At 59.2% G+C, this 23,013-nt stretch carries 22 protein-coding genes; 13 read left to right on the plus strand and 9 right to left on the minus strand.

The features are described from left to right. The first annotated feature begins 34 nt into the window (after window positions 1–34). The 4 genes from tuf (at window position 35) to SIB42_RS00925 (ending at window position 3,367) form a co-directional block, all read left to right on the plus strand. Entirely contained in the window at window positions 35–1,234 is a 1,200-nt protein-coding gene (gene tuf, locus SIB42_RS00910; protein WP_067095199.1) for an elongation factor Tu, read from the plus strand. A gap of 148 nt (window positions 1,235–1,382) precedes the next feature. Then, complete coding sequence (rpsJ, locus tag SIB42_RS00915) at window positions 1,383–1,703, plus strand: 30S ribosomal protein S10 (RefSeq protein ID WP_006042265.1); 321 nt, start codon at window positions 1,383–1,385, stop codon at window positions 1,701–1,703. A gap of 57 nt (window positions 1,704–1,760) precedes the next feature. Further along, a complete protein-coding gene (locus SIB42_RS00920; protein ID WP_067095196.1) occupies window positions 1,761–2,423 on the plus strand; it encodes an LON peptidase substrate-binding domain-containing protein in 663 nt (220 codons plus the stop codon). Further along, on the plus strand, window positions 2,423–3,367 hold the full coding sequence (locus SIB42_RS00925; protein WP_067095193.1) for a methyltransferase domain-containing protein: 945 nt from the start codon (window positions 2,423–2,425) through the stop codon (window positions 3,365–3,367). The genes SIB42_RS00920 and SIB42_RS00925 overlap by 1 nt, the downstream gene beginning before the upstream one ends. On the opposite strand, the gene pheA is transcribed toward SIB42_RS00925, so the two are convergent. Beyond that, on the minus strand, window positions 3,364–4,203 hold the full coding sequence (gene pheA / locus SIB42_RS00930) for a prephenate dehydratase (RefSeq protein ID WP_067095577.1): 840 nt from the start codon (window positions 4,201–4,203) through the stop codon (window positions 3,364–3,366). The genes SIB42_RS00925 and pheA overlap by 4 nt on opposite strands. A gap of 50 nt (window positions 4,204–4,253) precedes the next feature. On the opposite strand from pheA, the gene SIB42_RS00935 reads away from it, so the two are divergent. Beyond that, entirely contained in the window at window positions 4,254–4,856 is a 603-nt protein-coding gene (locus SIB42_RS00935; RefSeq protein WP_082825040.1) for a DUF1997 domain-containing protein, read from the plus strand. Here SIB42_RS00935 and SIB42_RS00940 read toward each other — a convergent pair. The 3 genes from SIB42_RS00940 to SIB42_RS00950 form a co-directional block, all read right to left on the minus strand. After that, window positions 4,797–5,369: a ribonuclease HII gene (locus SIB42_RS00940; protein ID WP_067095190.1), complete on the minus strand. Its 573-nt coding sequence runs from the start codon at window positions 5,367–5,369 to the stop codon at window positions 4,797–4,799. The two genes, SIB42_RS00935 and SIB42_RS00940, sit on opposite strands and share 60 nt — an antisense overlap. Then, a complete protein-coding gene (locus tag SIB42_RS00945) occupies window positions 5,366–7,291 on the minus strand; it encodes an Rne/Rng family ribonuclease (RefSeq protein WP_067095574.1) in 1,926 nt (641 codons plus the stop codon). The genes SIB42_RS00940 and SIB42_RS00945 overlap by 4 nt, the downstream gene beginning before the upstream one ends. 263 nt (window positions 7,292–7,554) lie before the next feature. Beyond that, window positions 7,555–10,134: a TIGR03960 family B12-binding radical SAM protein gene (locus SIB42_RS00950; protein ID WP_231856419.1), complete on the minus strand. Its 2,580-nt coding sequence runs from the start codon at window positions 10,132–10,134 to the stop codon at window positions 7,555–7,557. A 146-nt stretch (window positions 10,135–10,280) separates the two neighbouring features. Here SIB42_RS00950 and SIB42_RS00955 point away from each other — a divergent pair, with 146 nt between their 5' ends. From SIB42_RS00955 to SIB42_RS00965, 3 genes are all read left to right on the plus strand, one after another. After that, window positions 10,281–11,507, plus strand: coding sequence for an LL-diaminopimelate aminotransferase (locus tag SIB42_RS00955; protein WP_067095571.1), 1,227 nt, complete (start codon window positions 10,281–10,283; stop codon window positions 11,505–11,507). Window positions 11,508–11,556: 49 nt separating this feature from the next. Beyond that, window positions 11,557–11,877, plus strand: a complete 321-nt coding sequence (gene clpS, locus SIB42_RS00960; RefSeq protein ID WP_067095183.1) for an ATP-dependent Clp protease adapter ClpS — start codon at window positions 11,557–11,559, stop codon at window positions 11,875–11,877. A gap of 104 nt (window positions 11,878–11,981) precedes the next feature. Further along, the gene (locus tag SIB42_RS00965; protein WP_082825047.1) at window positions 11,982–12,737 is read left to right on the plus strand and encodes a type II CAAX prenyl endopeptidase Rce1 family protein; all 756 of its coding nucleotides are present in this window, start codon (window positions 11,982–11,984) and stop codon (window positions 12,735–12,737) included. Here the strand turns inward: SIB42_RS00965 and SIB42_RS00970 are convergent. Further along, window positions 12,701–14,317 (minus strand): photosystem II high light acclimation radical SAM protein, encoded by a 1,617-nt coding sequence (locus SIB42_RS00970; RefSeq protein WP_067095181.1) that lies wholly within the window; start codon window positions 14,315–14,317, stop codon window positions 12,701–12,703. The two genes, SIB42_RS00965 and SIB42_RS00970, sit on opposite strands and share 37 nt — an antisense overlap. A 174-nt stretch (window positions 14,318–14,491) precedes the next feature. Between SIB42_RS00970 and psbA the strand changes: the two genes are divergently transcribed. Continuing rightward, the gene (psbA, locus tag SIB42_RS00975; protein WP_066904623.1) at window positions 14,492–15,571 is read left to right on the plus strand and encodes a photosystem II q(b) protein; all 1,080 of its coding nucleotides are present in this window, start codon (window positions 14,492–14,494) and stop codon (window positions 15,569–15,571) included. A gap of 120 nt (window positions 15,572–15,691) precedes the next feature. Here psbA and SIB42_RS00980 read toward each other — a convergent pair whose 3' ends face one another. From SIB42_RS00980 to SIB42_RS00990, 3 genes are read right to left on the minus strand one after another with little or no spacing between them, the layout of a single operon-like run. After that, window positions 15,692–16,696 (minus strand): glycine betaine ABC transporter substrate-binding protein, encoded by a 1,005-nt coding sequence (locus tag SIB42_RS00980; RefSeq protein ID WP_231856506.1) that lies wholly within the window; start codon window positions 16,694–16,696, stop codon window positions 15,692–15,694. Beyond that, window positions 16,669–17,565 carry an ABC transporter permease gene (locus tag SIB42_RS00985; RefSeq protein ID WP_067098627.1) on the minus strand — a complete coding sequence of 299 codons (897 nt, stop codon included), beginning with the start codon at window positions 17,563–17,565 and terminating at the stop codon, window positions 16,669–16,671. The genes SIB42_RS00980 and SIB42_RS00985 overlap by 28 nt, the downstream gene beginning before the upstream one ends. Continuing rightward, window positions 17,565–18,698 (minus strand): quaternary amine ABC transporter ATP-binding protein, encoded by a 1,134-nt coding sequence (locus SIB42_RS00990; protein WP_067098630.1) that lies wholly within the window; start codon window positions 18,696–18,698, stop codon window positions 17,565–17,567. Before SIB42_RS00990 ends, SIB42_RS00985 begins: the two co-directional genes overlap by 1 nt. Before the next feature lie 247 nt (window positions 18,699–18,945). Between SIB42_RS00990 and SIB42_RS00995 the strand changes: the two genes are divergently transcribed. From SIB42_RS00995 to aroC, 4 genes are read left to right on the plus strand one after another with little or no spacing between them, the layout of a single operon-like run. Continuing rightward, window positions 18,946–19,788 (plus strand): class I SAM-dependent methyltransferase, encoded by an 843-nt coding sequence (locus SIB42_RS00995; RefSeq protein WP_067098624.1) that lies wholly within the window; start codon window positions 18,946–18,948, stop codon window positions 19,786–19,788. Window positions 19,789–19,791: 3 nt separating this feature from the next. Further along, complete coding sequence (locus SIB42_RS01000; RefSeq protein WP_067098601.1) at window positions 19,792–20,649, plus strand: SAM-dependent methyltransferase; 858 nt, start codon at window positions 19,792–19,794, stop codon at window positions 20,647–20,649. Then, window positions 20,649–21,152, plus strand: a complete 504-nt coding sequence (locus SIB42_RS01005) for a cupin domain-containing protein (RefSeq protein WP_067098598.1) — start codon at window positions 20,649–20,651, stop codon at window positions 21,150–21,152. The genes SIB42_RS01000 and SIB42_RS01005 overlap by 1 nt, the downstream gene beginning before the upstream one ends. A gap of 34 nt (window positions 21,153–21,186) precedes the next feature. Next, entirely contained in the window at window positions 21,187–22,275 is a 1,089-nt protein-coding gene (aroC, locus tag SIB42_RS01010) for a chorismate synthase (protein WP_067098595.1), read from the plus strand. 16 nt (window positions 22,276–22,291) lie between these two features. Here aroC and SIB42_RS01015 read toward each other — a convergent pair whose 3' ends face one another. Next, window positions 22,292–22,963 (minus strand): hypothetical protein, encoded by a 672-nt coding sequence (locus tag SIB42_RS01015; protein WP_067098593.1) that lies wholly within the window; start codon window positions 22,961–22,963, stop codon window positions 22,292–22,294. Window positions 22,964–23,013 lie beyond the last annotated feature (50 nt).

Genomic DNA, 23,013 nt, shown 5'->3' on the forward strand with positions numbered 1-23,013 from the left:
CTCCTTTAATTCCACCCCCGATTCTTTAACCAAAATGGCACGCGAGAAGTTCGAAAGGAACAAGCCCCACGTCAACATCGGCACCATCGGCCACGTTGACCACGGCAAGACAACCCTGACCGCCGCGATCACCAACGTGCTCGCCAAAAAGGGACAGGCAGAGGTCCAGGACTATGCCGATATCGACGGTGCTCCCGAGGAGCGCGAGCGCGGCATCACCATCAACACCGCTCACGTCGAATACGAGACTGACTCGCGTCACTACGCCCACGTGGACTGCCCTGGCCACGCGGACTATGTGAAGAACATGATCACGGGTGCCGCTCAGATGGACGGCGCCATCCTCGTTTGTGCCGCCACCGACGGCCCCATGGCCCAGACCAAAGAGCACATCCTGCTGGCCAAGCAGGTGGGCGTGCCCGCCCTGGTGGTTGCTCTGAACAAGTGCGACATGGTCGATGACGAAGAGATCATCGAACTGGTGGAGATGGAGATCCGCGAACTGCTCTCCAGCTACGACTTCCCCGGCGACGATATCCCCGTGGTTCAGGTCTCCGGACTGAAGGCCATCGAAGGTGAGGCTGAGTGGGAAGCCAAAATTGAAGAGCTGATGGCGGCTGTTGACTCCAACATCCCTGAGCCTGAGCGCGAAGTCGACAAGCCCTTCTTGATGGCTGTTGAGGATGTCTTCTCCATTACCGGCCGTGGCACCGTGGCGACAGGCCGTATTGAGCGTGGCATCGTCAAGGTTGGCGAAGAAGTTGAAATCGTCGGCATTAGAGAGCCTCGGAAAACCACCGTTACCGGTGTGGAAATGTTCCGCAAGCTGCTCGATGAGGGCATGGCTGGAGACAATGTGGGTCTGCTGCTCCGCGGCATTCAGAAGGAAGACATCGAGCGCGGCATGGTGCTCGTGAAGCCTGGCTCAATCACTCCTCACACCAAGTTCGAGGGTCAGGTTTACGTCCTCAAAAAAGAAGAAGGTGGTCGCCATACCCCGTTCTTCGCTGGCTACCGCCCGCAGTTCTACATCCGCACCACGGACGTGACCGGTCAGATCACCGCATTCACCGCTGAAGATGGCAGCAACGTGGAAATGGTGATGCCCGGTGACAACATCCAGATGACTGGCGAATTGATCTGCCCAGTCGCCATGGAAATGGGCATGCGCTTTGCCATCCGTGAGGGTGGTCGCACCATCGGTGCAGGCGTTGTCTCCAAGATCATCGATTGATCTCACCGGGATGATTGCAAGGATGGTCTGACCGCTGTCAGGCCATCCCTTAGCATTCATAGATGAGTTGAACGCTGCCTAGACACGTTCAATCAGCACCTCGACAATCCACCTCTCGTGATCTCCCTAGGAGATTTCTTCGCGCTTCATGTCCACTGCAATTGCCCAGCAGAAGATCCGCATCCGTTTGAAGGCGTTTGACCGCCGCATGCTGGATCTGTCCTGCGACAAAATCATTGAAACGGCCGATAACACAGCAGCAACTGCCATCGGCCCCATTCCTCTTCCAACCAAGCGCAAGATCTACTGCGTGCTGCGCTCCCCGCACGTAGACAAGGATTCACGCGAACATTTCGAGACCCGCACCCACCGCCGCATCATTGATATCTACAGCCCTTCCGCGAAGACCATCGATGCTTTGATGAAGCTCGATCTACCCAGTGGCGTGGATATCGAGGTGAAGCTCTGAGCTGAGCACGCTCATTCGGTCAGCTGTCTAGGATTCGTTTCCTCAGCAATTTCATGCGTGGCTGACCTGTCCGTCAGAGAGCTTCCCCTATTTCCTCTGCCGGATGTCGTCCTGTTCCCCAGCGACGTACTGCCGCTGCACATTTTTGAATCGCGTTACAGGATGATGCTGGAAAGCATCCTCGAGACCGATCAACGTTTTGGTGTCGTTCGTTGGGATCCCCGCAGCCAAAGCATGGCGTCCATCGGCTGTTGTGCCGAAGTGATCCAGCATCAGACAGGCGACGACGGCCGCAGCAACATCGTGACGCTTGGGCAACAGCGTTTCAGAGTGCTGAATGTGACCCGCGAGACTCCCTTTCGCACTGCGATGGTGAGCTGGATTGAGGATGAGCCGGAAGGCGATCTCGATCAGCTCCATACCCTCAGTGATTCCGTCACCAAAGCGCTCAGAGATGTGGTCGAGCTGACAGGAAAGCTCACCGACTCCCCCACCGCACTGCCCGACGATCTGCCCGACCTTCCGAGGGAACTGTCGTTCTGGATCGGCGCTCACCTCGGTGGTCCCGTGGCCGATCAACAGCAGGAACTTCTGGAGCTCACGAGCACCAGGATCCGGCTCGAACAGGAGTACGAAATGCTCGATGAAACCCGTCGCCAGCTGGCAGCACGAACCGTGCTGCGCGACACCCTCTCCTCCGCCGATTCCGGCAACGGTTGATGTCTCTCTCCACTGTTCTGATTCCGGCCGTCATTGGGCTCGCAGCCGCTGCGGGCGCCTACGCACTCTGGACTCGAAAAAGTCGGACCTACCACTCCAGTGAAAGCGTCGCTTCTGCCTATGACGCCTGGACTGAAGATCGTCTGCTCGAGACCCTCTGGGGTGAGCACGTGCATCTCGGACATTACGGTGATCCACCAAAGCGACGGGATTTCCGCCGCGCCAAAGCCGATTTCGTGCACGAGTTGGTGCATTGGAGTGGATTGGATCGTCTGCCTCCCGGCTCACGGGTGCTCGATGTGGGCTGCGGGATTGGCGGCAGCGCCAGGATTCTTGCCAAGGAGTACGGCTTTAACGTGCTTGGGGTCAGCATTAGTCCCGCACAGATCCAACGGGCCACCGATCTAACGCCGGACAACCTGTCCTGCCGCTTTGAGGTCATGGATGCACTGAACCTGAATCTTGCGGACGCTGAATTCGAAGGGGTTTGGAGTGTGGAGGCAGGCCCACATATGCCAGATAAGCAACAGTTCGCAGACGAACTTCTGAGGGTTCTGAAACCAGGTGGAGCTCTGGCTGTCGCCGATTGGAACCGTCGCGATCCTCGCGACGGTGCTCTGGATGCCCGCGAGCGCTGGGTGATGCACCAGCTGCTGACTCAGTGGGCTCATCCCGAATTTGCAAGCATCCCTGGGTTCCAGCACAACCTGGAGTGCAGCAGTCAGCGCAGGGGGCTAATCGACACTGACGACTGGACCAGGGCGACTCTTCCGTCTTGGAACGAATCGATCCTGGAGGGATTTCGCCGCCCGTCGGCGGTGCTCAGACTCGGCCCACCCGCCCTGCTCCAGGGGCTACGTGAAACGCCCACGATGATGTTGATGCGCTGGGCCTTCGCTCAGGGGATGATGCAGTTCGGCGTCTTCCGCCTCGCCGCTGATTAGTTGAATTCGGAACTGGGATAAGCGCCGAAATCAGCCAGATGCTCACACAGAGGGCTCAAAAGGGTCTGGAGTTTTGTCAGGACGACATCCGCGCCGGAGGTTGGCAACTCCACATCCACAAAGAACACGTACTCACCTAATTCACGTTTCGACGGTCTCGACTCGATCCTGCTCATATTCAGGCCCAGGCCAGCAATCGCCTGCAGAGCTTCAATCAAGGCCCCAGGAGCATTGCGATGCAGAGAGAACGCCAGGCTGGCGAGCTGACCTCCGCGCAGACGCTCGCCGCGATGGAGCAGCAGAAAGCGGGTTCTGTTGCCCACAACATCATTCACCGGGAACGCCAGTTCCTCGAGACCCTGCAGTTCGCCAACGGACCGATCTGCAATCGCTGCTCTGAAACGGCTGCCCTTCACCATCCGCGCTGCTTCCGCAGTGGATGTGGTCGGCAGTTGCAGCGCCTGCGGCAAGTGGGTTGCCAGCCAGCCGCTGCATTGCGCCAGTGCCTGGGGGTGAGACAGCACCTCCGTGACGCTCTCAATGGAACCACTACTGAGCAGGGCGTGGCGGATCGGCAGAACCAAAGCGCGTCGAATGCACAGATCGGGATGAGACCAGAGAGCGTCAAGACTGGCCGTGACACCACCCTCCACAGAGTTCTCAACGGGCACCACAGCAGCCTCACAACGACCATCCGCCACGTGGTCGACCACTGAACGCAGCCCAGTGCATGGAACCAACTCAGCATCACTGATCTGTTCGAGCCGGATCATCTCTTTGGCCGCTCGCTCGCCATAAGTGCCTTTCGGCCCTAGAAACGCCATCCGAATCGGCATGGATCCAAGCACTTGCATCGATAGGATCATGCCGCGTCAGCACAAGGGGCATGACCCTTGCCTTCCGCGCCAGTCAGCATCTCGATCTGCCGGTCGCCAACCAGACCCAGCCCCTACGCAGCTACCTGCAACAGGAAGACCGAGTCATCAAAGCTCTTCTGGATGCGCGTCAGCTCGACAGGATCGGTCCAGGTCGTTACCGGTACACGGTCACCACACTTCAGGTGTTTCAACTGCAGGTCTGTCCTGTCGTATCCCTGAAAATCGAGCCGGGTGATGGAACGATCTCCATCCAGGCAACTGAAGCCACGCTTGAAGGGCTTGGGCTTGTGGATGATTTCCAGCTGAGCCTGGAAGCACAACTGCAAGTGACGGATCACGGCTTGCAGGGCGAGGCCAAACTGGGAGTGAACGTCAGTCAGCCACCACTGCTGAAGCTGATTCCCAAACGGGTGCTGGAAAGCACCGGCGAGTCGATCCTGAACGGCATCCTGATGACAATCAAAGGTCGGGTCGGGCGACAGCTGGTGCGTGATTTTCAGGACTGGGCACTGCAATCACCAGCTGAGGACACAACAGGTTCAGATCGGCGCTCAGACCATGGCGAACACCTTGGTGAGGAAGGTGTGACGATGCATCGGAGTGGCACCTGAAGCCAGCAGGGCCGCTCGATGTTGAGCGGTGCCGTATCCGGCATGGCGTTCCAGTGCATAGCCAGGGAAACGTCGAGCCAGGCGACGGATCAAGGCATCGCGAGCTTCCTTTGCCAGAACGCTGGCGGCAGCAATCGAGGCTTCACTGCTGTCACCACGCACAATGGTGCGCTGAGGTCCTGTCCAGAGGCGTAGGGGCAATACCCCATCCACCAGCACCAACTCTGGAACCTGGGGGAGTTTTTGAAGAGCGCGGAGCATGGCGAGTTCCGTCGCCACCCTGATCCCCTTCGCATCCACATCACGCGCAGCCGCTTGGCCCAGGGCCCAACTGGTGGCTCGAGCTTCAATCTCGGGAACCAGCGCAGCTCTGCGCTTGGGGGAGAGGGCTTTGCTGTCCGTCAGGCCGAGATCGGAGAGTGCATTCGCGGCAGAATTAGTGAGGCAGACCGCGGCAGCGAAGACAGGCCCGAACCAGCATCCACGGCCAACCTCATCGACACCAGCAATCACTCGGCGGTGGCGGAAGACCGACGACGACGACGGCCAGGGCGGGCCTCTTCAGCCGGCTTCTCAGGCTCGGCAACTGCTGCTGCAACGGGTTCAGGAACCTGTGACTCAGGAGCAGCAACCGTTCGCGACGCTGTCGGAGCATCGTTGGCAGGAGTTCCCTCCAATGGGGTGATCTCAACCAGCAGTGGTGCCTCTTCAGCAGTTTCCGTGGCCGACACAGGCGAAGGTGCGGGAGCGGTTGAGCCATTGCGTGCTCCACCTCGACCTCCGCGGGAGCCGCGACGACGGCGGCGACCTGAACTGGCCGCCAGCTGCTGACGTGCATCTTCCAGGACCGCGTCGGCATCTTCTCCCGGTCGCACCACCCGCACGAGAAGGTTGTCAGTTTCAGGAGGTGGATCCAACAGAAGCACTGGATTCAGTCCCAACCAGCCAAAGACCCGTTCCTGGTCATCGTCCATCGGGACAGCGACCAGTTCAGGATCCTGACGGCGGTTGGCGCCTGCGGGCTCGGTGGCATCCGATGTGGATTCACCGGCCACCGTCGCCTCAAGGGTCGGATCCACCAGCTTGTTCTCCGTGGATCCATTCACCCGGCCGCGGCCACCACGTCGGCGGCGGCCGCCTCCTGAGTCAGCAGGAGCCACGACTTCCTCACGCGCCGATGTCGCCGATCTCACCAGACCTGTGGCGGCAGCTTGAGGCTGAGGAAGATCCTTGCCAGGCAGCACTGCCTCGTAACCAGGGGAGACTCGACCAAACAACTCATAAATATTCTGGCCCTGACGCTTGCGCGTCATCTCAACCAAGCCGAGCTCGGTGAGTTGGGCGATCTGAGGGCGCGCCGTGTCATCCCGCATCGCCGTCATGAAATGCTCCAGCAACTGCAGCTGATCGCGACGGGAATCCATGTCGATGAAGTCGACGACGATCACGCCTCCGATGTTGCGTAGCTTCAACTGCCGTCCAATCTCGACAGCTGCTTCGCAATTGGTCCAGAGGACTGTCTCACGGGCATTGGCGGAACGGGTGAACGAGCCCGAGTTCACATCGATCACAGTGAGAGCCTCGGTGGGCTCGATGATCACGTAACCGCCGGAGGGAAGATCCACCCGAGGTTTCAGAGCATCACGGATGGCCGCATTCACCTTGAAGTGCTCAAGCAGCTCGTCGGATTCGGTATGTGCCTCCACTGAAACGTTCGCCCCTTCCTGCCCCAGGAAGCTGGTCACTCGATCAACAGCTGCGGCGTCATCCAGCACCACGCGGGCCAGATCAGGGCCGGTGTGATCTCTGAGAATCCGATGGATGAAATCCTCATCCCGGTTGAGCAGAACGGGAGGCGAAGCGGTTTCGGCTGCTTTTTGAATCGCTTCCCACTGACGCAGCAAGGATTCGAGATCGTCGATGAGCAGGTCTTCACTGATGCCCTCTGCTTCCGTGCGGACGAGCAGACCCGCACCCGGCGGTTTCACCAGCACCCCGAGAGCTCGGAGGCGATTGCGCTCCCCTTCGGCGCCAATACGACGGGAAATATTCACACCCTGGCCACTGGGCTGCAACACCAGATAACGGCCTGGAAGAGCCAAATTGCCGGTGAGACGTGGGCCCTTTGTGCCGGTGGGCTCTTTCATCACCTGAACGAGCACCTTCTGGCGCGGTTCGAGCAGCTCAGTGATCCCTGCAGCACCTTTTTTAAGGCGCAGCGGGCCCAAGTCGCTCACATGGATGAAACCGTTTTTCTCACTCTCACCAATGTTCACAAAGGCGGCGTCAATCCCCGGAAGCACGTTCTCCACCGTTCCGAGGTAAACGTCACCGATCTGATAGCGGCCTTGCGCCACGATCAGCTCATCAACACGGTCATCGGACAGAACCGCCGCGATGCGCAGCTGCTCGGCGATGACGATTTGCTGGGGCATAAACAGAAACTGACGACGCCCGTCAGGGCAGTGACCGGTCAGTGAGCCACTGGGCTCATCGATCGGGGGTGAATTGGAATTACTTTGAAAAGACCCTGGGGTCGAAATGGCACGGAGTGGATCACTCCTATGGCCGATCAACATCAGCGCGGGGGCGCTGGCAGGAGCGGAGGCCTAGGCCTCTCGTTCCAAACAATGATTGGGACAAGAAGGCCGGGACGAATCCGTGGCTCAAGCCTCTGGATTGAAGTCCTGAATTGAATTTAGCACTGCAGCAGAGTCAGCTCCACCCGTCGAACACGGGAGAGTGACAAGTCAAACCCCAGAGATTGCGAGAGCCAGAACTGCAACTGAGCAGGCTTAAGACTGCGGCCCTGGGAATCAACGGCAGCAAGCAGCTCCAGCTCCGCTCTGGCGCCAATATCCTCCGAGGAGGGCTCAAGCTGCTCCAGCAGGCGCAGATCCTGGAGCAGTTCACGCACATCACGACGACGCGGACGCCCTTTCTTGTCGGTGTCCTCCCAGATCATCTCGTTCTGTGCCAGCAGAGCCGCGATGGCCTGCGACCAATCGACGGAATCACTCTGCGACAGCAGCTCAGAGCCACTCAGCACAAAACGCCAGCGGCTGGTTCGCACCTGCTGAGCCAGGCTGAGAGATGACACGGCCACCTCCTCAGCCGTGATCAGATGCAATCCCGGTGGCAACGTCTGCTGCCAACGTTCTTTGACCATCAACGCGTCCACTGTCTCCACAAATTCCAGATCCATCCATTCGCCTCCCCCTTCCACTCCCAAAGGCAGCGCCAGTGCGAGCTGAAGCCGAGGCAATGGATGAAACCCACCTGTGAAGCTCACGGGCAGCTCGGTCCTGCGCAGTGCTCGCTCGAGAAGACGCACTAGATCCAGATGGCTGAGCAAGGCCATCGCTCCAGTTTTGCTGAAGCGAAAGCGAATACGACAGACACGCTCACTCGGTGGCGCCTGCTGAGGCCTGGCCACTGGAATTGCAGGTGGCGCCACCACAACGTTATGGCCCAGATCAGGGCCGCAAACGCCACAGCTGCTGCACGTTTCAAAAGAGCAGTCGGGCACAACACTCGAGGCAAGCGCATGCTGCAGATCCTGGGCAAGCCAGCCCTTGTCGATGCCGCTGTCGATGTGATCCCAGGGCAGGGGTTGCCGGCAAAACGCCTCAAGATCATCACGATCCAGCGCCGACACTGCACTCCAGCCACCAAGCTCCATCTGCCGGTAACTCCCCTCAAGCCCGGCCTGGGCAATGGCACTAGTCCAGGCGTTGTAAGTGCGATCCAGGGCCTCGAACCAGGCATCCATGCCTGCGCCGGCACGCCAGGCCGCTTCAATCACAGGCGCCAGACGCCGGTCTCCGCGACCCACAAAATCTTCCATCGCCGACAGGCGCACATCCGTGAAGTTGAAGCGCACACCTCGAAGGCGTCGACCTGCATCACGCAGCAGTTGCTGACGACGGAGAAACTCGCTGGTGGAAACGCTGTGCCACTGAAAAGGAGTGTGGGGCTTCGGTGTGAAGTTGCTGATGGTGGTATTGAGGCTAAGGCGGCCCAGATCACGGCAACACTCCTGAAGCATCCGACAGGTTTCGGCGATGCCGAGCACATCGGCATCGGTCTCTCCTGGAAGCCCGATCATGAAATAGAGCTTGACCTTGCGGTATCCGTTCTGCATCGCCGTACGGATGCCCTGCAGCAGGTCATCGTCGGTCAACCCCTTGTTGACGATGTCGCGCAGACGTTGCGTACCGGCTTCGGGAGCGAAGGTGAGCCCTGCCTTGCGTGCACCTCCGAGAATGTGGGCGATGTTCTGGTCGAAACGGTCCACCCTTTGGCTAGGGAGCTGAAGAGTGACATTGCGATCCGCAAGCCGATTGCGAAGCTCCACTCCCACTGCCGGGAGAGCGAGGTAATCACTGCAGCTGAGCGACAGCAGTGAGAAATCGCTGTAGCCCGTTTGCCGCATTCCCGTTTCAACGGCCTCGATCACGGCTTCGGGCTCCACATCCCTCGCCGGCCGCGTGAGCATGCCCGGCTGGCAGAAACGACAGCCACGGGTGCAGCCCCGTCGGATTTCCACCGTCAGTCGGTCATGGACCGTTTCCACGTGGGGAACCAGACCCATGGCGTAATGGGGCATCGGCGTGGCGACCCGTCTCAGCACTCGTTTGGGGAGTTCTGGCTTAAGCGGTTCAAGGCTGACTCCATCCAGACCCGGGGCATAGAGAGACGGCACATAAACCCCTGGCACCATGGCCAGATCAAGCAGCAGAGCCGAGCGCGTCAGTCCTGCCTGCTTGCCTTCGGCCAGCACCAGTCCGATCTCCGGCAACAGCTCCTCACCATCACCCAAGGCGATGAAATCGAAAAAGGCGGCATAAGGCTCTGGATTACTGGTGGCCGTTGGCCCTCCAGCAAAGATCAGCGGCGGAGCCTGAGGGTCACTCAGCGGCAAGTCACCACGGTCTGCCGCTCGGATCGGAACCCTGCAGAGATCCAACATCTCCAGGATGTTGGTGGCGCCCAGCTCATAACTCAGGCTGAAGCCAAGGATGTCGAAGGCGTTGAGGGGCCAGCGGCTCTCCACACCGAACAGCGCCTGCTCACGCTGCTTGAGGCGTTCGGCGAGATCGGCGGCAGGCAGGTAGGAGCGATCACAGACCTGCCCAGGCAAGGCATTGAGAATCGAGTAGAGAATGATGTGCCCCAGATTGCTGGAGCCCACTTCATAAAGCTCGGGATAGGTGAGTGCCCAGCGAACCCGGGCGGCATGCCAGTCCCTGGGCTCCACACCCAGCTCATGGCCCATATAGCGAGCGGGCCTGTTGATGCCCGCATCCACCAACTCGTCAAACGCCACAGGCGCGGTGGATGGATTCAACGCGACGGTCACGGTCTTCCGACCCGACTTCCTTCATCGTATGTAGCAGGATGCCCGCAGAAATCGGTCTTTCTGTGGTTCAGGTCAACGGCAATTACCTCAAACTCAAGGCGGGCTATCTGTTCCCTGAAATCGGACGTCGGGTGAAGGCCTTTGCTGCCGCCAAACCCGATGCAGCGTTGATTCGCCTGGGCATTGGCGATGTCACGGAACCGCTCCCCCAGGCCTGTCGTGAAGCGATGAAATCAGCCATCGATGAGATGGGCACCGCTGAAGGTTTTCACGGCTACGGCCCTGAACAGGGTTACGGCTGGCTGCGGGAGGCCATCGCCAAGCACGACTTCCAGGCCCGCGGATGTGACATCAGCGCTGAGGAGATCTTCGTTTCCGATGGCTCCAAATGCGACAGCAGCAACATCCTGGACATTCTCGGGGCCGGGAACAAGATCGCCGTCACAGACCCTGTTTACCCCGTTTACGTAGACAGCAATGTGATGGCCGGTCGCACCGGCGATGCCGGTGACGAAGGTCGCTATTCCGGTCTCACTTATCTGCCCATCAGTGCCGACAACAGCTTCACGGCCGAGATCCCCAGCGAACCTGTGGACCTCATCTACCTGTGCTTTCCCAACAACCCCACAGGAGCCGTCGCAACGAAGGAGCAGTTGAAAGCCTGGGTGGACTACGCCGGCGCCAACGGCTCTCTGATCCTGTTCGACGCCGCCTACGAGGCCTTCATCCAGGACCCGAGTCTTCCCCACTCAATCTTCGAGATCGAGGGAGCCCGCGACTGCGCCATTGAATTCCGCTCGTTCTCCAAGAACGCAGGCTTCACCGGCACCCGCTGCGCGCTCACCGTTGTACCCAAGGGACTCAAAGGCAAAACCTCCGCTGGTGAAGCGGTTGAACTCTGGGGCCTTTGGAACCGCAGACAAAGCACCAAGTTCAACGGTGTGAGCTACATCATTCAGCGTGGGGCAGAGGCCGTTTACTCCGATGCCGGCCAGCGAGAGGTCAAAGGCTTGGTGGCCTTCTATATGGAAAACGCCGCGATCATCCGTCGCGAACTCAATTCCGCTGGCCTCACCGTCTATGGCGGGGAGCACGCTCCCTACGTATGGATCAAAACTCCGGATGGCATGGACTCCTGGGGCTTCTTTGACCATCTGCTCAATCAAGCGAATGTGGTCGGCACCCCGGGAAGTGGCTTCGGCGCAGCCGGAGAGGGTTACTTCCGCCTCTCTGCCTTCAACAGCCGAGACAATGTCGACAGCGCCATGGCGCGGATCAAGGCCCTCTGATTCGCCAGCTGTGCTTCCAGTCCCTTTAGATTCCTTGTCTGTGAGAACCATGGTCATGGCGGTGGATACCCCCAGCCGCAGTCCAGGTGGAGCGGCCGTCCTGGACAAGGCACCGGAAAAGGTGTCCAAGCGCTCTCCCCGGTACAAAGTGCTGCTTCACAACGACCCTGTGAACTCCATGGAGTACGTGGTCACCACCTTGCGCCAGGTGGTGCCCCAACTCAGCGAGCAAGACTGCATGGCCGTCATGCTTGAAGCTCACAACACAGGCGTGGGTCTTGTGATCGTCTGCGACCTGGAGCCGGCCGAGTTCTATTGCGAAACGCTCAAGGGCAAGGGGCTCACCAGCACGATCGAGCCGGAGGAGTAATCGTTAAACCCATTGCCGAAGCCTGGGGTGGTCTGCTCAGCCACCAACCCCGCTGGGTCACGGCGATCATCCTGATTCCCGCGCTGTATGGACTGGGATGGTTGATGGCACAACCCATCGCCTACCTGCTCCCTGGGTCCTCACCCCCACGGCTTTCGTTGATCGGCACCGTCATCACCTTCGTGCTGTTCATCCTGGTGTTGCCCAGCTGGGTGCGCCAACGCTGGAACAGTCGCCAGCCCTGGCTAACCCTTGGAGTTCGCAGCCGCCGCGGTGAGTCATCAGCCGGATCCTGCTTGATCCAGGGTCTGCTGCGCTCCGCTGGTCTGCTAGCCCTGATTTGCCTGCCTTTGCTGTTGGGGTCCTGGGGACGCTGGCTCGGAGAGCTCACCACGGGTGATGTGATCAACGCCTTGTTGCTCTGCTTGGGACTCGGATTAGCTGAGGAACTGCTCTTTAGGGGCTGGCTATGGGGAGAGCTCAACGCCCTGACCGGTCCTCGCACAGCCGTCATTGGTCAGGCCGTGATCTTCAGCCTCGCGCACACCCGATTTGATCAGGGTTTTCTGCCAATGGTCGGTCTACTGACAGGATTGTTGCTGCTTGGTCTCATTCTTGCCGTGCAACGGCGCCTGGACAGCGGTTGCCTATGGGGCTGTGTCGGATTACATGGAGGTCTGGTCGGCGGCTGGTTCGCACTGCGTTCAGGCTTGCTACAGGTCTCACCCAGTGCTCCCGACTGGCTGATCGGCCCCGGTGGTGCCCATGCCAACCCCTTGGGCGGGCTGGTGGGAATCATTGCTCTGAGCGTTCTGCTCTGGCTTCAGCTCACGGCTTTGGCCAAAGCAGCACGACCCTGAAGCGGTGCACGGAGTGCTTCCTGCAGAGGAGCCACGCCGTAATCCCTCTCAAGCAGTGACATCACGGTTCGGCCGAAATCGGAAGGATCAAGGTCAAAAGCCTCTAAACAGATTCTGCCGAACGTGCTTCCCATCGGCTCTGGATTCCAGAGAAGCTTGCGCGCCGTCCAGGGCATCATGCTCATGGGGTTGTAACCGGGTTTGATCAGACCCTGATCGAATCCGTACTGCTCAAGGTGGGTGTGGGGCTGCAGCCCGATAAAGAAAATCGCGGGCTCAACAAGATCTGCGCCGAAGATGCGCTCCAGCTCACGGTGATAAGCAACGGTCTGGCGAATCGTCTCCGGACGCTCGTCGATCACGTTGAACGAATAGTTCACCGACACATGGTCGCGGAAGCCAGCGTCCGCCAGCATCCTGCAACTTTCCAGAACCGTGCGCAGGTTGTAGCCCATCCGCATTTTGCGCACGAGCTCCTGCGACCCCGACGTGATGCCGATCTCGAAATAGCTCATCCCGGTCTCCACCATCAGCTGAGCCAGTTCTGGATCCAGATTGTCGGCCCTGATGTAGGCAGCCCAACGGATGTCGGTCAGACCCTCAGCCTTGATGGCACGTAACAGCTCCTTGGCGTCCTCGATGTAGCGCTTGGCCGGAATGAATTGAGCGTCGGTGAACCAAAAGCCTCGAACACCTCTGTCATAGAGCTGACGCATCTCCGAAACCACTGCTTGAACAGGGTTCAGACGAACCTGCTTGCCCTCCACAGCCGTGTAAACGCAATAACAGCAGTTGTGGGGACAGCCACGTTTGGTCTGCACTCCGACGTAGAAATCACCGGCCTCGAGATACCAGTCGAGCTGAGGCCAAATCGAGGCGATGTAGTCGTAGTCGCATGCCGTTTTCGGTCGACTCTCCGGTTGCTCATGGATCAGCCCCGGCCGAGGGGGATCACCAACAACGAAGCAGCGCTCTCCATCCAGTGATTGACCGAGAAGCAGTTTCTCCAGAAGAGGCTCGCCCTCGCCCACGGACACAATCGTTCCTTTAGGCAGAGAACGTCCGAGCTGTTCGTAAAACACGCTGACAGCGCCGCCGCCAAGCACGGCCCTGGCTTCAGGGCGATGACGCCTTGCTTGACGAAGCCCTCTGCGCACCAAAGCCTTATTGCGGGAGAGTTCTCCGTAATGACTGGTCATCAGGCGGAGTCCACCTAATGCACCATGCAATCGCTTCAGGGGATTGCGGGCGTAGAAGACTTCAAACGAATTCTGCAGTGGGTTGCCACCCCGACCATCAACAGGGGCATAGATCTGAATGTCCCGCCAGGAAAACACCAAAAGTGTCGGGCGGAATTGGTCAATCGTGATGCGCAGAACCCGGTGCACGTCCAGAACCGGCAACGCCGCCAAGTCGAGAATCCGCTGCGGGATTCCTGGAAAACACTTGTGCAGGTGATCAGCCAGATAGATCGGGCCAATCGGAAAAATGGGATTGCAAGGCAGCCTGACCAGCAGCACCCTCTCGCCGGAACGCTTGGGCTGAGTCAGGAGCTCAGGCGGTTGCAGAAGGCCTTGCATGGCTTGGACGCTAACAACCACGTCCCTGAGAACGCCTGAGCGAGGTCTCAATGGTTCTTCACGTCGGCTTCATAAAGCAAGCGACATCTTGCGCAATGTTGCTTTACAATCATGCTTGGCAGGGCTTCCTGCCCTTCCGTAACCGTCTCCTCGGAGACATTCTTTCCCGTTCTCATGACCACCACCATTCAGCAGCGCTCCGGCGCTAATGGCTGGCAGCAGTTCTGCGAGTGGGTCACCTCCACCAACAACCGCCTCTATGTGGGCTGGTTCGGTGTGCTGATGATCCCCACCCTGCTGGCTGCCACCACCTGTTTCATTGTTGCGTTCATCGCAGCACCCCCCGTCGACATCGACGGCATCCGTGAGCCCGTTGCTGGCTCCTTGATCTACGGCAACAACATCATCTCTGGTGCTGTTGTTCCCTCCTCGAACGCCATCGGCCTTCACTTCTATCCCATCTGGGAAGCTGCTTCTCTCGACGAGTGGCTGTACAACGGCGGTCCTTACCAGCTGGTTGTCTTCCACTTCCTGATCGGCATCTTCTGCTACATGGGTCGCGAGTGGGAACTCTCCTACCGCCTCGGCATGCGCCCCTGGATCTGCGTTGCTTACAGCGCACCTGTGGCTGCTGCCTCCGCCGTGTTCCTGGTGTACCCCTTCGGTCAGGGTTCCTTCTCTGACGGCATGCCCCTGGGCATCTCTGGCACCTTCAACTTCATGTTGGTGTTCCAGGCCGAGCACAACATCCTGATGCACCCCTTCCACATGCTTGGTGTGGCTGGCGTCTTCGGTGGTTCACTGTTCTCCGCCATGCACGGTTCACTGGTGACCTCCTCCTTGGTTCGTGAAACAACCGAGAACGATTCACTGAACTATGGCTACAAGTTCGGCCAAGAGGAAGAGACCTACAACATCGTGGCTGCCCACGGTTACTTCGGTCGCCTGATCTTCCAATACGCGTCGTTCAACAACAGCCGTAGCCTGCACTTCTTCCTGGCTGCCTGGCCCGTTGTCGGCATCTGGTTCACCGCCCTTGGCGTGTCAACCATGGCCTTCAACCTGAACGGTTTCAACTTCAACCAGTCCATCCTTGATGGTCAGGGCCGCGTCCTGAACACCTGGGCTGATGTGCTGAACCGCGCCAACCTCGGCATGGAAGTCATGCACGAGCGCAACGCTCACAACTTCCCTCTCGACCTGGCTGCTGCTGAGTCCACTCCTGTGGCTCTGCAAGCTCCCGCCATCGGCTGAGGCTGAAGTCTCCAAGAGATTCAGCTTTAGCTGAATCGGAAAGCCCCCTCGGGAGAGGGGGCTTTTTACTGGCTGGCTGGTCGGTCAGTGAGCTGCTGGATCAGTGAGCAATGCAACGCCTCAGGTTGCCGACATTTCTCCAGTGACCCAGTACCTAACCCGTGCCGGATGCGAGGAGATGTAGTCATCCACTGCAGCCTCAGCCGTCTGATCATTGGCCTGCAACAGCAAATCAGACATCTCCTGATCGGGCAAATGGAAGCGAGTCAGGAAGCCAGCCAGATCTTGCATATCTAAATCCAGCTGAGGGCGACCGAGCGCATGAATCCACTCAATACCGCCAAACACCCGTTGTGGATCCTGAAGGAAACGCAACTTGTAACGAGCGAACATCCAATGCGGCGTCCAGCTGGCGACCACCACCCACCGTTGCTTGCGGATGGCCTGATCAAGCACCGCCGTCATGGCAGCACTGCTTGACGCAACCAGCTGCAGATCGTTGAGGCGATAGTTCTTGAGTGCCTCAGCCGAGGCCTGATTCAGGCCCGAGCCAGGATCAATCCCCTGCACGCGGTTTTCGAACCGCTCCGCCAGGGAAGGGTCGCGTAAATCAGGAATCGCAGAGAGCTCCGAGGCAGGCACGTAATCCGGCACCACCCAGCCCAGACGGCCTGAATACATCGAACCGAAATCGACAACCCGATCGCGCACCCGCCGGTAATAGTCACGGTGCGTCAACGGCAACCATGCCATCAGCATCAGATCCAGATCACCGCGAGCTATGGAGGCGTACTGGATACCGATGTCGGCAAGCACGCGCTCAACATTCACGTCGTAAGCCTGTTGGATCACTCTCTGAGCAATGAGGCTCACCACCTCAGCGTCAGCCCAGGGTGACCAACCAAGGCGCAGTGTGGGTCTTGCGGATGCAGAACTGGGCAGCGAGCTGCGGGAGCCCTCCACACCTCCCTTGCCAGCGGGGGGCGAAAAGCTCACCGAGGAGGATGGTGCACTTAGCTTGACCAAGCTGGCTGCGGAGATCCCCGCGACCCCCAGGCCTCCGAGCAGGACAGCTCGTCGTCGGATCTGTCGACCGCTCATGACGACCTCCAAACAGCCATCCATGCGCGCAGGCGTTGTTGAAGTGATGATCCGCGTCGCCCGGCGAAGCTCTGACTGAGACGGTCGAGGATCACCGCCAAGATCACCACGGCGATCCCACCTTCAAACCCCATCCCCACATCAAGCTGCTGAATCCCACGCAACACCACATCACCGAGACCTCCGCCACCGATCATCGAAGCGATCACGACCATTGAGAGAGACAACATGATCGTCTGATTGACCCCGGTCATCACGGTGGGAATGGCACTGGGCATCTGCACCTTCAAGAGCAACTGGCGATCGCTGCAGCCGAAGGAGCGACCGGCTTCGATCAGGTCATCCGGAACCTGGATGATTCCCAGATGCGTGAGTCGGACCACCGGCGGCATGGCGAAGATCAAAGTGGCGAGAATCGAAGGAACTGCACCCGTGCTGAACAACATCACTGCTGGAATCAGATAAACAAAAGCAGGCATCGTCTGCATCAGATCCAAACAGGGACGCACCAGCCTCCAGACCAATCGTGAACGTGCCGAGAGAATGCCCAGCGGCAGGCCGATGAACAGAGCCAGACCGGAGGCTGTGAGAACCAGCGAAAGGGTGGCGATCATCTCGCTCCAAAGCGCCATAGAGAGCACCAAATTGAAGCCGAGCAGAACGAACAGCGCGAACCCACCATTGACTCGCCAGAACCCCAGCGCCGCGGTAATCAGAGCGAACATCCAGGCCGGTGGCCACTCCAACACCATCGCAGTGACAGAGACCAGGGCCAGCACCGACACCTTGATCAGATCAAACAATCCCTGGGCGTTGGCCAACAACCACTCAACAGAAAGATCGATCGCCTGACCAAGCCAACCGGCTTGATGAGCAGCAGCAAGGATCAGCATCAACCGCCTGCCTCCATTGCGAGCAGCAACTGACGCGCGCTGATTACGCCCAGCAGCCGTTGCTCGTCATCCAGCACGGGCACTGGCTCAGAACTGGTTGCCACCACATCAATGGCTGCCTTTACCGATGTGCCTATCGACAATGTCTTGATGGCAGCCATGTCGACCCAGCCGAGACCTGGTCGGATCAGACCGCGGAAATGCTGCAGACGATCCGTCACATACATCGTGACGACCCCGTCATCAGGCAGAGGTTCGCCCACATCGCAAACACTCAGATCAGGAGGAGGCTGCACAATCGCTTCCACTGTCAGAACGGACGCCACATCGACGTCGCGAAAAAAGCGTCTGACCTCGTCATTGGCTGGATGTTGCAGCAACCGCTGAGCGGTGTCGCACTGCAATAGACGCCCGGCCTGCATCAAGGCAATCCGGTCACCGATCCTGATCGCCTCATCAAGATCATGGGAAATAAACACCACCGTGCGACGGTGCTCGGCCTGCAGGTCCAGCAACAGATCCTGCATGTCCTTGCGGATCAAAGGGTCCAAGGCAGAGAAGGCCTCATCCATCAGCAAAATCGGCGGGTCAAGGGCCAGAGCCCTAGCTAAACCGACCCTTTGCTGCATACCGCCGGACAGCTCACGTGGTCTTTTACGGGCCTCTGCGGCCAGTCCTACACGCTCAAGAGCCTGCATGGCACGATCAGTCCTCGCCTTGCGAGCCATGCCCGCAACCTCAAGACCAAAAGCAGCATTTTCAAGCACGTTGCGATGGGGGAAGAGCGCGAACGACTGAAAAACCATCGCCATCTGATGACGACGCAGCTCCGCGAGCTGCAGTGCCGTCATCGAGTTCAGCGAACGGCCCTTGACAGTCACCTCCCCCTCGCAGGGGGAGATCAGACCATTCAGCATCCTCAGCAAGGTGGATTTACCTGAGCCGGAAAGACCCATCACAACAAAGATCTCGCCAGCACGAACCTCCATCGAGACATCCTGGACAGCAGCCCGCACGCCGCGACTGGCATGAAGATCCTCAGGATCCGCACCTGAGCGGAGCTGCCCAATCAACTCTGCAGAGGATTTGCCAAACAGCTTCCAGACCGACTCGATGGAGATCTCTGACTGCACTTCAGAGCCTCCGCCCAAGCCTGAGCTGCTTATAGCAGTGGCCTGGCCTGCTGATCAGCGGTCAGTCACCATCCGTTTTCCACAAAGCCTTCATCTGCGTAGCTGACAGCTTCAAACGCCGTGATTAGGTTGCGAATTGAGCCCGTTTCGCAACGTCGATACAGCTCAGAGGGTCGGTAACGAGCTGTCAGACAGCGCCGCTGCTGTCCTTCGCACCGCCCCCCGCGCAGTAGAGGAGCCGACCGGCATGACCACACTCAGAAGCCACCCTTCAGCGGAATCCGGTGATGCGCAACGCTTCGGGCAGCGACCCGAACGCGTCCGGGAAACGGATCATTATCAGCAGGAATACATTGAGCAATTCGCAGACCGCTGGGATCGCCTGATTGATTGGGATGCCAGGGAAGAAGCTGAAGGCAACTTCTTTGTGCGCCTACTGCACGAGCATGGCGCCCGCTCGGTTCTGGATGTGGCGACAGGCACGGGCTTCCATTCCGTCCGTCTTCTACGCGAGGGCTTCGATGTGGTGAGCGTGGATGGCAGCCCCAACATGCTTGCCCGTGCCTTCAAAAACGCCCGGGAACGCGATCTGCTGATGCGCACGGTTCATGCGGACTGGCGCTTCCTGAACCGCGACATTCACGGCGAGTACGACGCCGTGATCTGCCTGGGTAACTCATTCACCCACCTGTTCCGCGAACGAGACCGTCGCAAGGCCTTGGCCGAGTACTACGCGGTGCTGAAGCACAATGGCATTCTGATTCTTGATCACCGCAACTATGACCGCCTGCTGGAGGGAACCTCCACAAGCGGCAAGAGCAATGTCTATTGCGGTAAAGACGTTGAAGTGGGACCGGAACACGTCGACGATGGACTGGCCCGTTTCCGTTATGCCTTCAGCGATGGCAGCACCTATCACCTGAACATGTTCCCGCTGCGGCACGGCTATGTGCGGCGCCTGATGCGAGAGGTGGGCTTCCAGCGGATCACCAGCTATGGCGACTATCAACGCGGCCACGATGATCCCGACTTCTACGTGCATGTCGCTGAGAAGGAATATCTGTTCGACACCGACATCACAGCTATCTGAGCGATGACGAGCACCTATTCCGAAGCAGCCAGCACCGCGGCCAACTACTACGACAGTGATGATGCCGATCGGTTTTACGCAGGCATTTGGGGCGGCGAGGACATTCACATCGGCCTTTATGAGAGTGCGGAGGAGCCGATCGCGACCGCAAGCCGTCGGACTGTCGACGCCCTAATCGCCTTGATCGGCCAGCCTCTTCCCCCAAACCAAGCGACCACCCTGAGGGTGGTGGACTTCGGGTCTGGCTACGGGGGAGCCGCTAGGAGACTCTGCAGCAGCCCTGGGATACGGGTGGAGGCCATCAACATCTCTGCAGTTGAGAACAACCGACATCGGCTGCTCAATCAAGAGGCCGGCCTCTCTGAGTGCATCAGCGTTCACGATGCATCCTTCGAAGCAGTTCCCCTCCCCGATGGCTGCGCCGATGTGATTTGGAGTCAGGACGCGATTCTCCACTCCGGTGACCGACGGACGGTGATGCAGGAAGCAGCACGTTTGCTGAAACCTGGTGGCGTGATGGTGATGACCGACCCCATGGCAGCCGATGGTGTCAATGCTGATTCACTGACGGCGATTCTCGGTCGCATTCACCTTGCGGATCTCGGATCACCAGAGCGATATCACCGCTGGGCTACCGAGGCAGGGCTAACGCGGACGGCATGGCATGACCGCACACCGATGCTGATCGAGCACTACAACAGGGTTCGCCTGGAGTTGCGACGACGCCGTGAGGATTTGGAACGCAGCATCACGCCGGCTTATCTGGAGCGGATGGATGCCGGGCTGGGCCATTGGGTTGATGGTGGCCAGTCAGGGAAGCTCAGCTGGGGCTTGATGCGTTTCAGCAAACCCCTGAACTGATGGAGCCAATCTCAGAGGAGACCCCATCTTCGAGCCACTCACCGATGGAGGTCGTCCATCAACTGATTCAGGACTGGAGCCTCGAACCCCATCCAGAAGGTGGCTGGTTCCGTGAGCTCTATCGGAGCTCATCATGGGTCACCCGTGCCGATGGCCAGCAACGAACAGCCATCACCAGCATCCTCTACCTGCTGGATGCAGGGTCCAGAAGCCGTTGGCATGCAGTGCATAAGGCCGATGAGGTCTGGACCCATCTCCAGGGAACACCCTTGAGTCTCTGGACTCTTGAACCGGATGGAGGCCAAGCCATTCAGCATGTGCTCTCTATGCACAATCCTGTTCATGTGGTGCCTGCAGGCCACTGGATGGCCGCACGCGCGGAGGGGCAGTACTCCCTGGTGAGCTGCTGTGTCGGACCAGGTTTCGACTTCAACGACTTCGAGATGCTTCGGGACCGGCCGGCTTCTGAACATCCTTCAGGGGCCCTGAGCGAGCTGATCTGAGCTCTCTTACGCTCGAACGAGAGAAAGCATTCCATTGGGCAGCAGTTTCGGCACCCTGTTCCGCATCAGCACCTTCGGCGAGTCCCATGGCGGCGGGGTCGGCGTGATCCTGGAAGGTTGCCCGCCACGACTGGAACTCAACATGCCAGCGATTCAGGCCGAACTGGACCGGCGCAAGCCAGGCCAGAGCAAAATCACCACACCGCGCAAGGAAGTCGATCAGGTGGAGATCCTGAGTGGTGTCATGGATGGCATGACCCTGGGCACACCGATTGCCATGGTGGTGCGCAACAAAGACCAGCGGCCACAGGATTACCAGGAGATGGAGGTTGCCTTTCGACCCTCCCACGCCGATGCCACCTATCAAGCGAAGTACGGAATTCAGGCGCGCAGCGGCGGCGGCAGGGCATCGGCGCGCGAAACGATCGGTCGCGTGGCTGCTGGTGCCATTGCCCGGCAGTTGCTGAGCAAAGTCCATGGCACGGAGGTCGTGGCCTGGGTCCGGCGCATTCATGACCTCGAAGCCAAGGTGGACATCAATGCGGTGAACCGCGAAGCCGTGGAAGCCAACATCGTGCGATGTCCGGATGCCGCGATGGCTGATCAGATGATCGAACGGATTGAGGCGATCGGCCGCGAGGGCGACTCCTGTGGAGGTCTGATCGAATGCGTTGTACGCAGGCCCCCCGTGGGCCTCGGAATGCCTGTCTTCGACAAACTGGAAGCGGATCTGGCCAAGGCGGTGATGTCACTACCTGCAACCAAAGGGTTCGAAATCGGCTCAGGTTTCGCCGGCACACAGCTGAAAGGGAGCGAGCACAACGATGCCTTTCTGCCCAGCGAAGAAGGCCGGCTGCGCACAGCCACCAACAATTCCGGCGGCATTCAGGGAGGCATCAGCAACGGCGAGCCGATTGTGATCAGGGTGGCCTTCAAGCCAACAGCAACGATCCGCAAAGAGCAGCAAACGATCAACGACCGCGGACAGGCCACCACCCTCGCCGCGAAGGGTCGACATGACCCGTGTGTGCTGCCCAGAGCCGTGCCGATGGTGGAGGCCATGGTGAATCTGGTCCTGGCCGACCACCTGCTCAGACAGCAGGGTCAGTGCAGCCTCTGGTGAGGCTGCACTTGGAGATTCAGCTGCGAGCCGTAGATGTAATGCCGCTGCCGCTCCCCAGCTGAGCTGCGGCCTTGGCCATGCGTCCGGCCACCGACCCGGAGGCCGATGACTTGGTGGCCTTGCGGGCACGACGAGCCGAGCGTGGCTTGCTTGCAGTGCTCACGGTTGTCGACGTTGTCGTCGTCTTTTTGGCGGCTCTTGTCGTGGTCGGCTTGCGTGAAGCGGATTTCTTCACGGCAGTCTTGGCGACTACAGCTTTCGCTGCTGGAGCCTTAGCCTTGGAAGCCTTCACGGCAGCAAGCTTTTTGGCAGCGGGCTTTTTGGCCGCAGGTTTCTTGGCCACCGGCTTTTTAGCGGCAGGCTTTTTGGTAGTCGACTGACGCGCAGGCTTACCGGTGGACTGGCGGTTGCGATGGCTCAACACCATCACCCACTCCTCATCGCTGAGTGAAGAGGGTTTGCTGCCATGGGCATTGGCCAACTTAGCGGCCTTTTCAATGTCCTGAATGAGATTGACCCAAGAGGTTGAGAAACGCTTGTCGGACTGCGAGCGAGCCCCACTTTCGACCAGGGTCTCCACGACGCCGGAGGCGGTGACCTTCTTGCGACGCCGATTGAAAATTTCCTTCTGCAACTGAGCGATCAAAGCATCAGCTTTGTCGCTCAACTTGATGGATAGCTGAGACATCGTTCCCGAAACATCTCTCTTATCTGTAGCAGATGGGTCTCATCGCTACC

This window comes from Synechococcus sp. MIT S9508 (genome assembly GCF_047303045.1).
Classification (GTDB): Bacteria; Cyanobacteriota; Cyanobacteriia; order PCC-6307; family Cyanobiaceae; genus Synechococcus_C.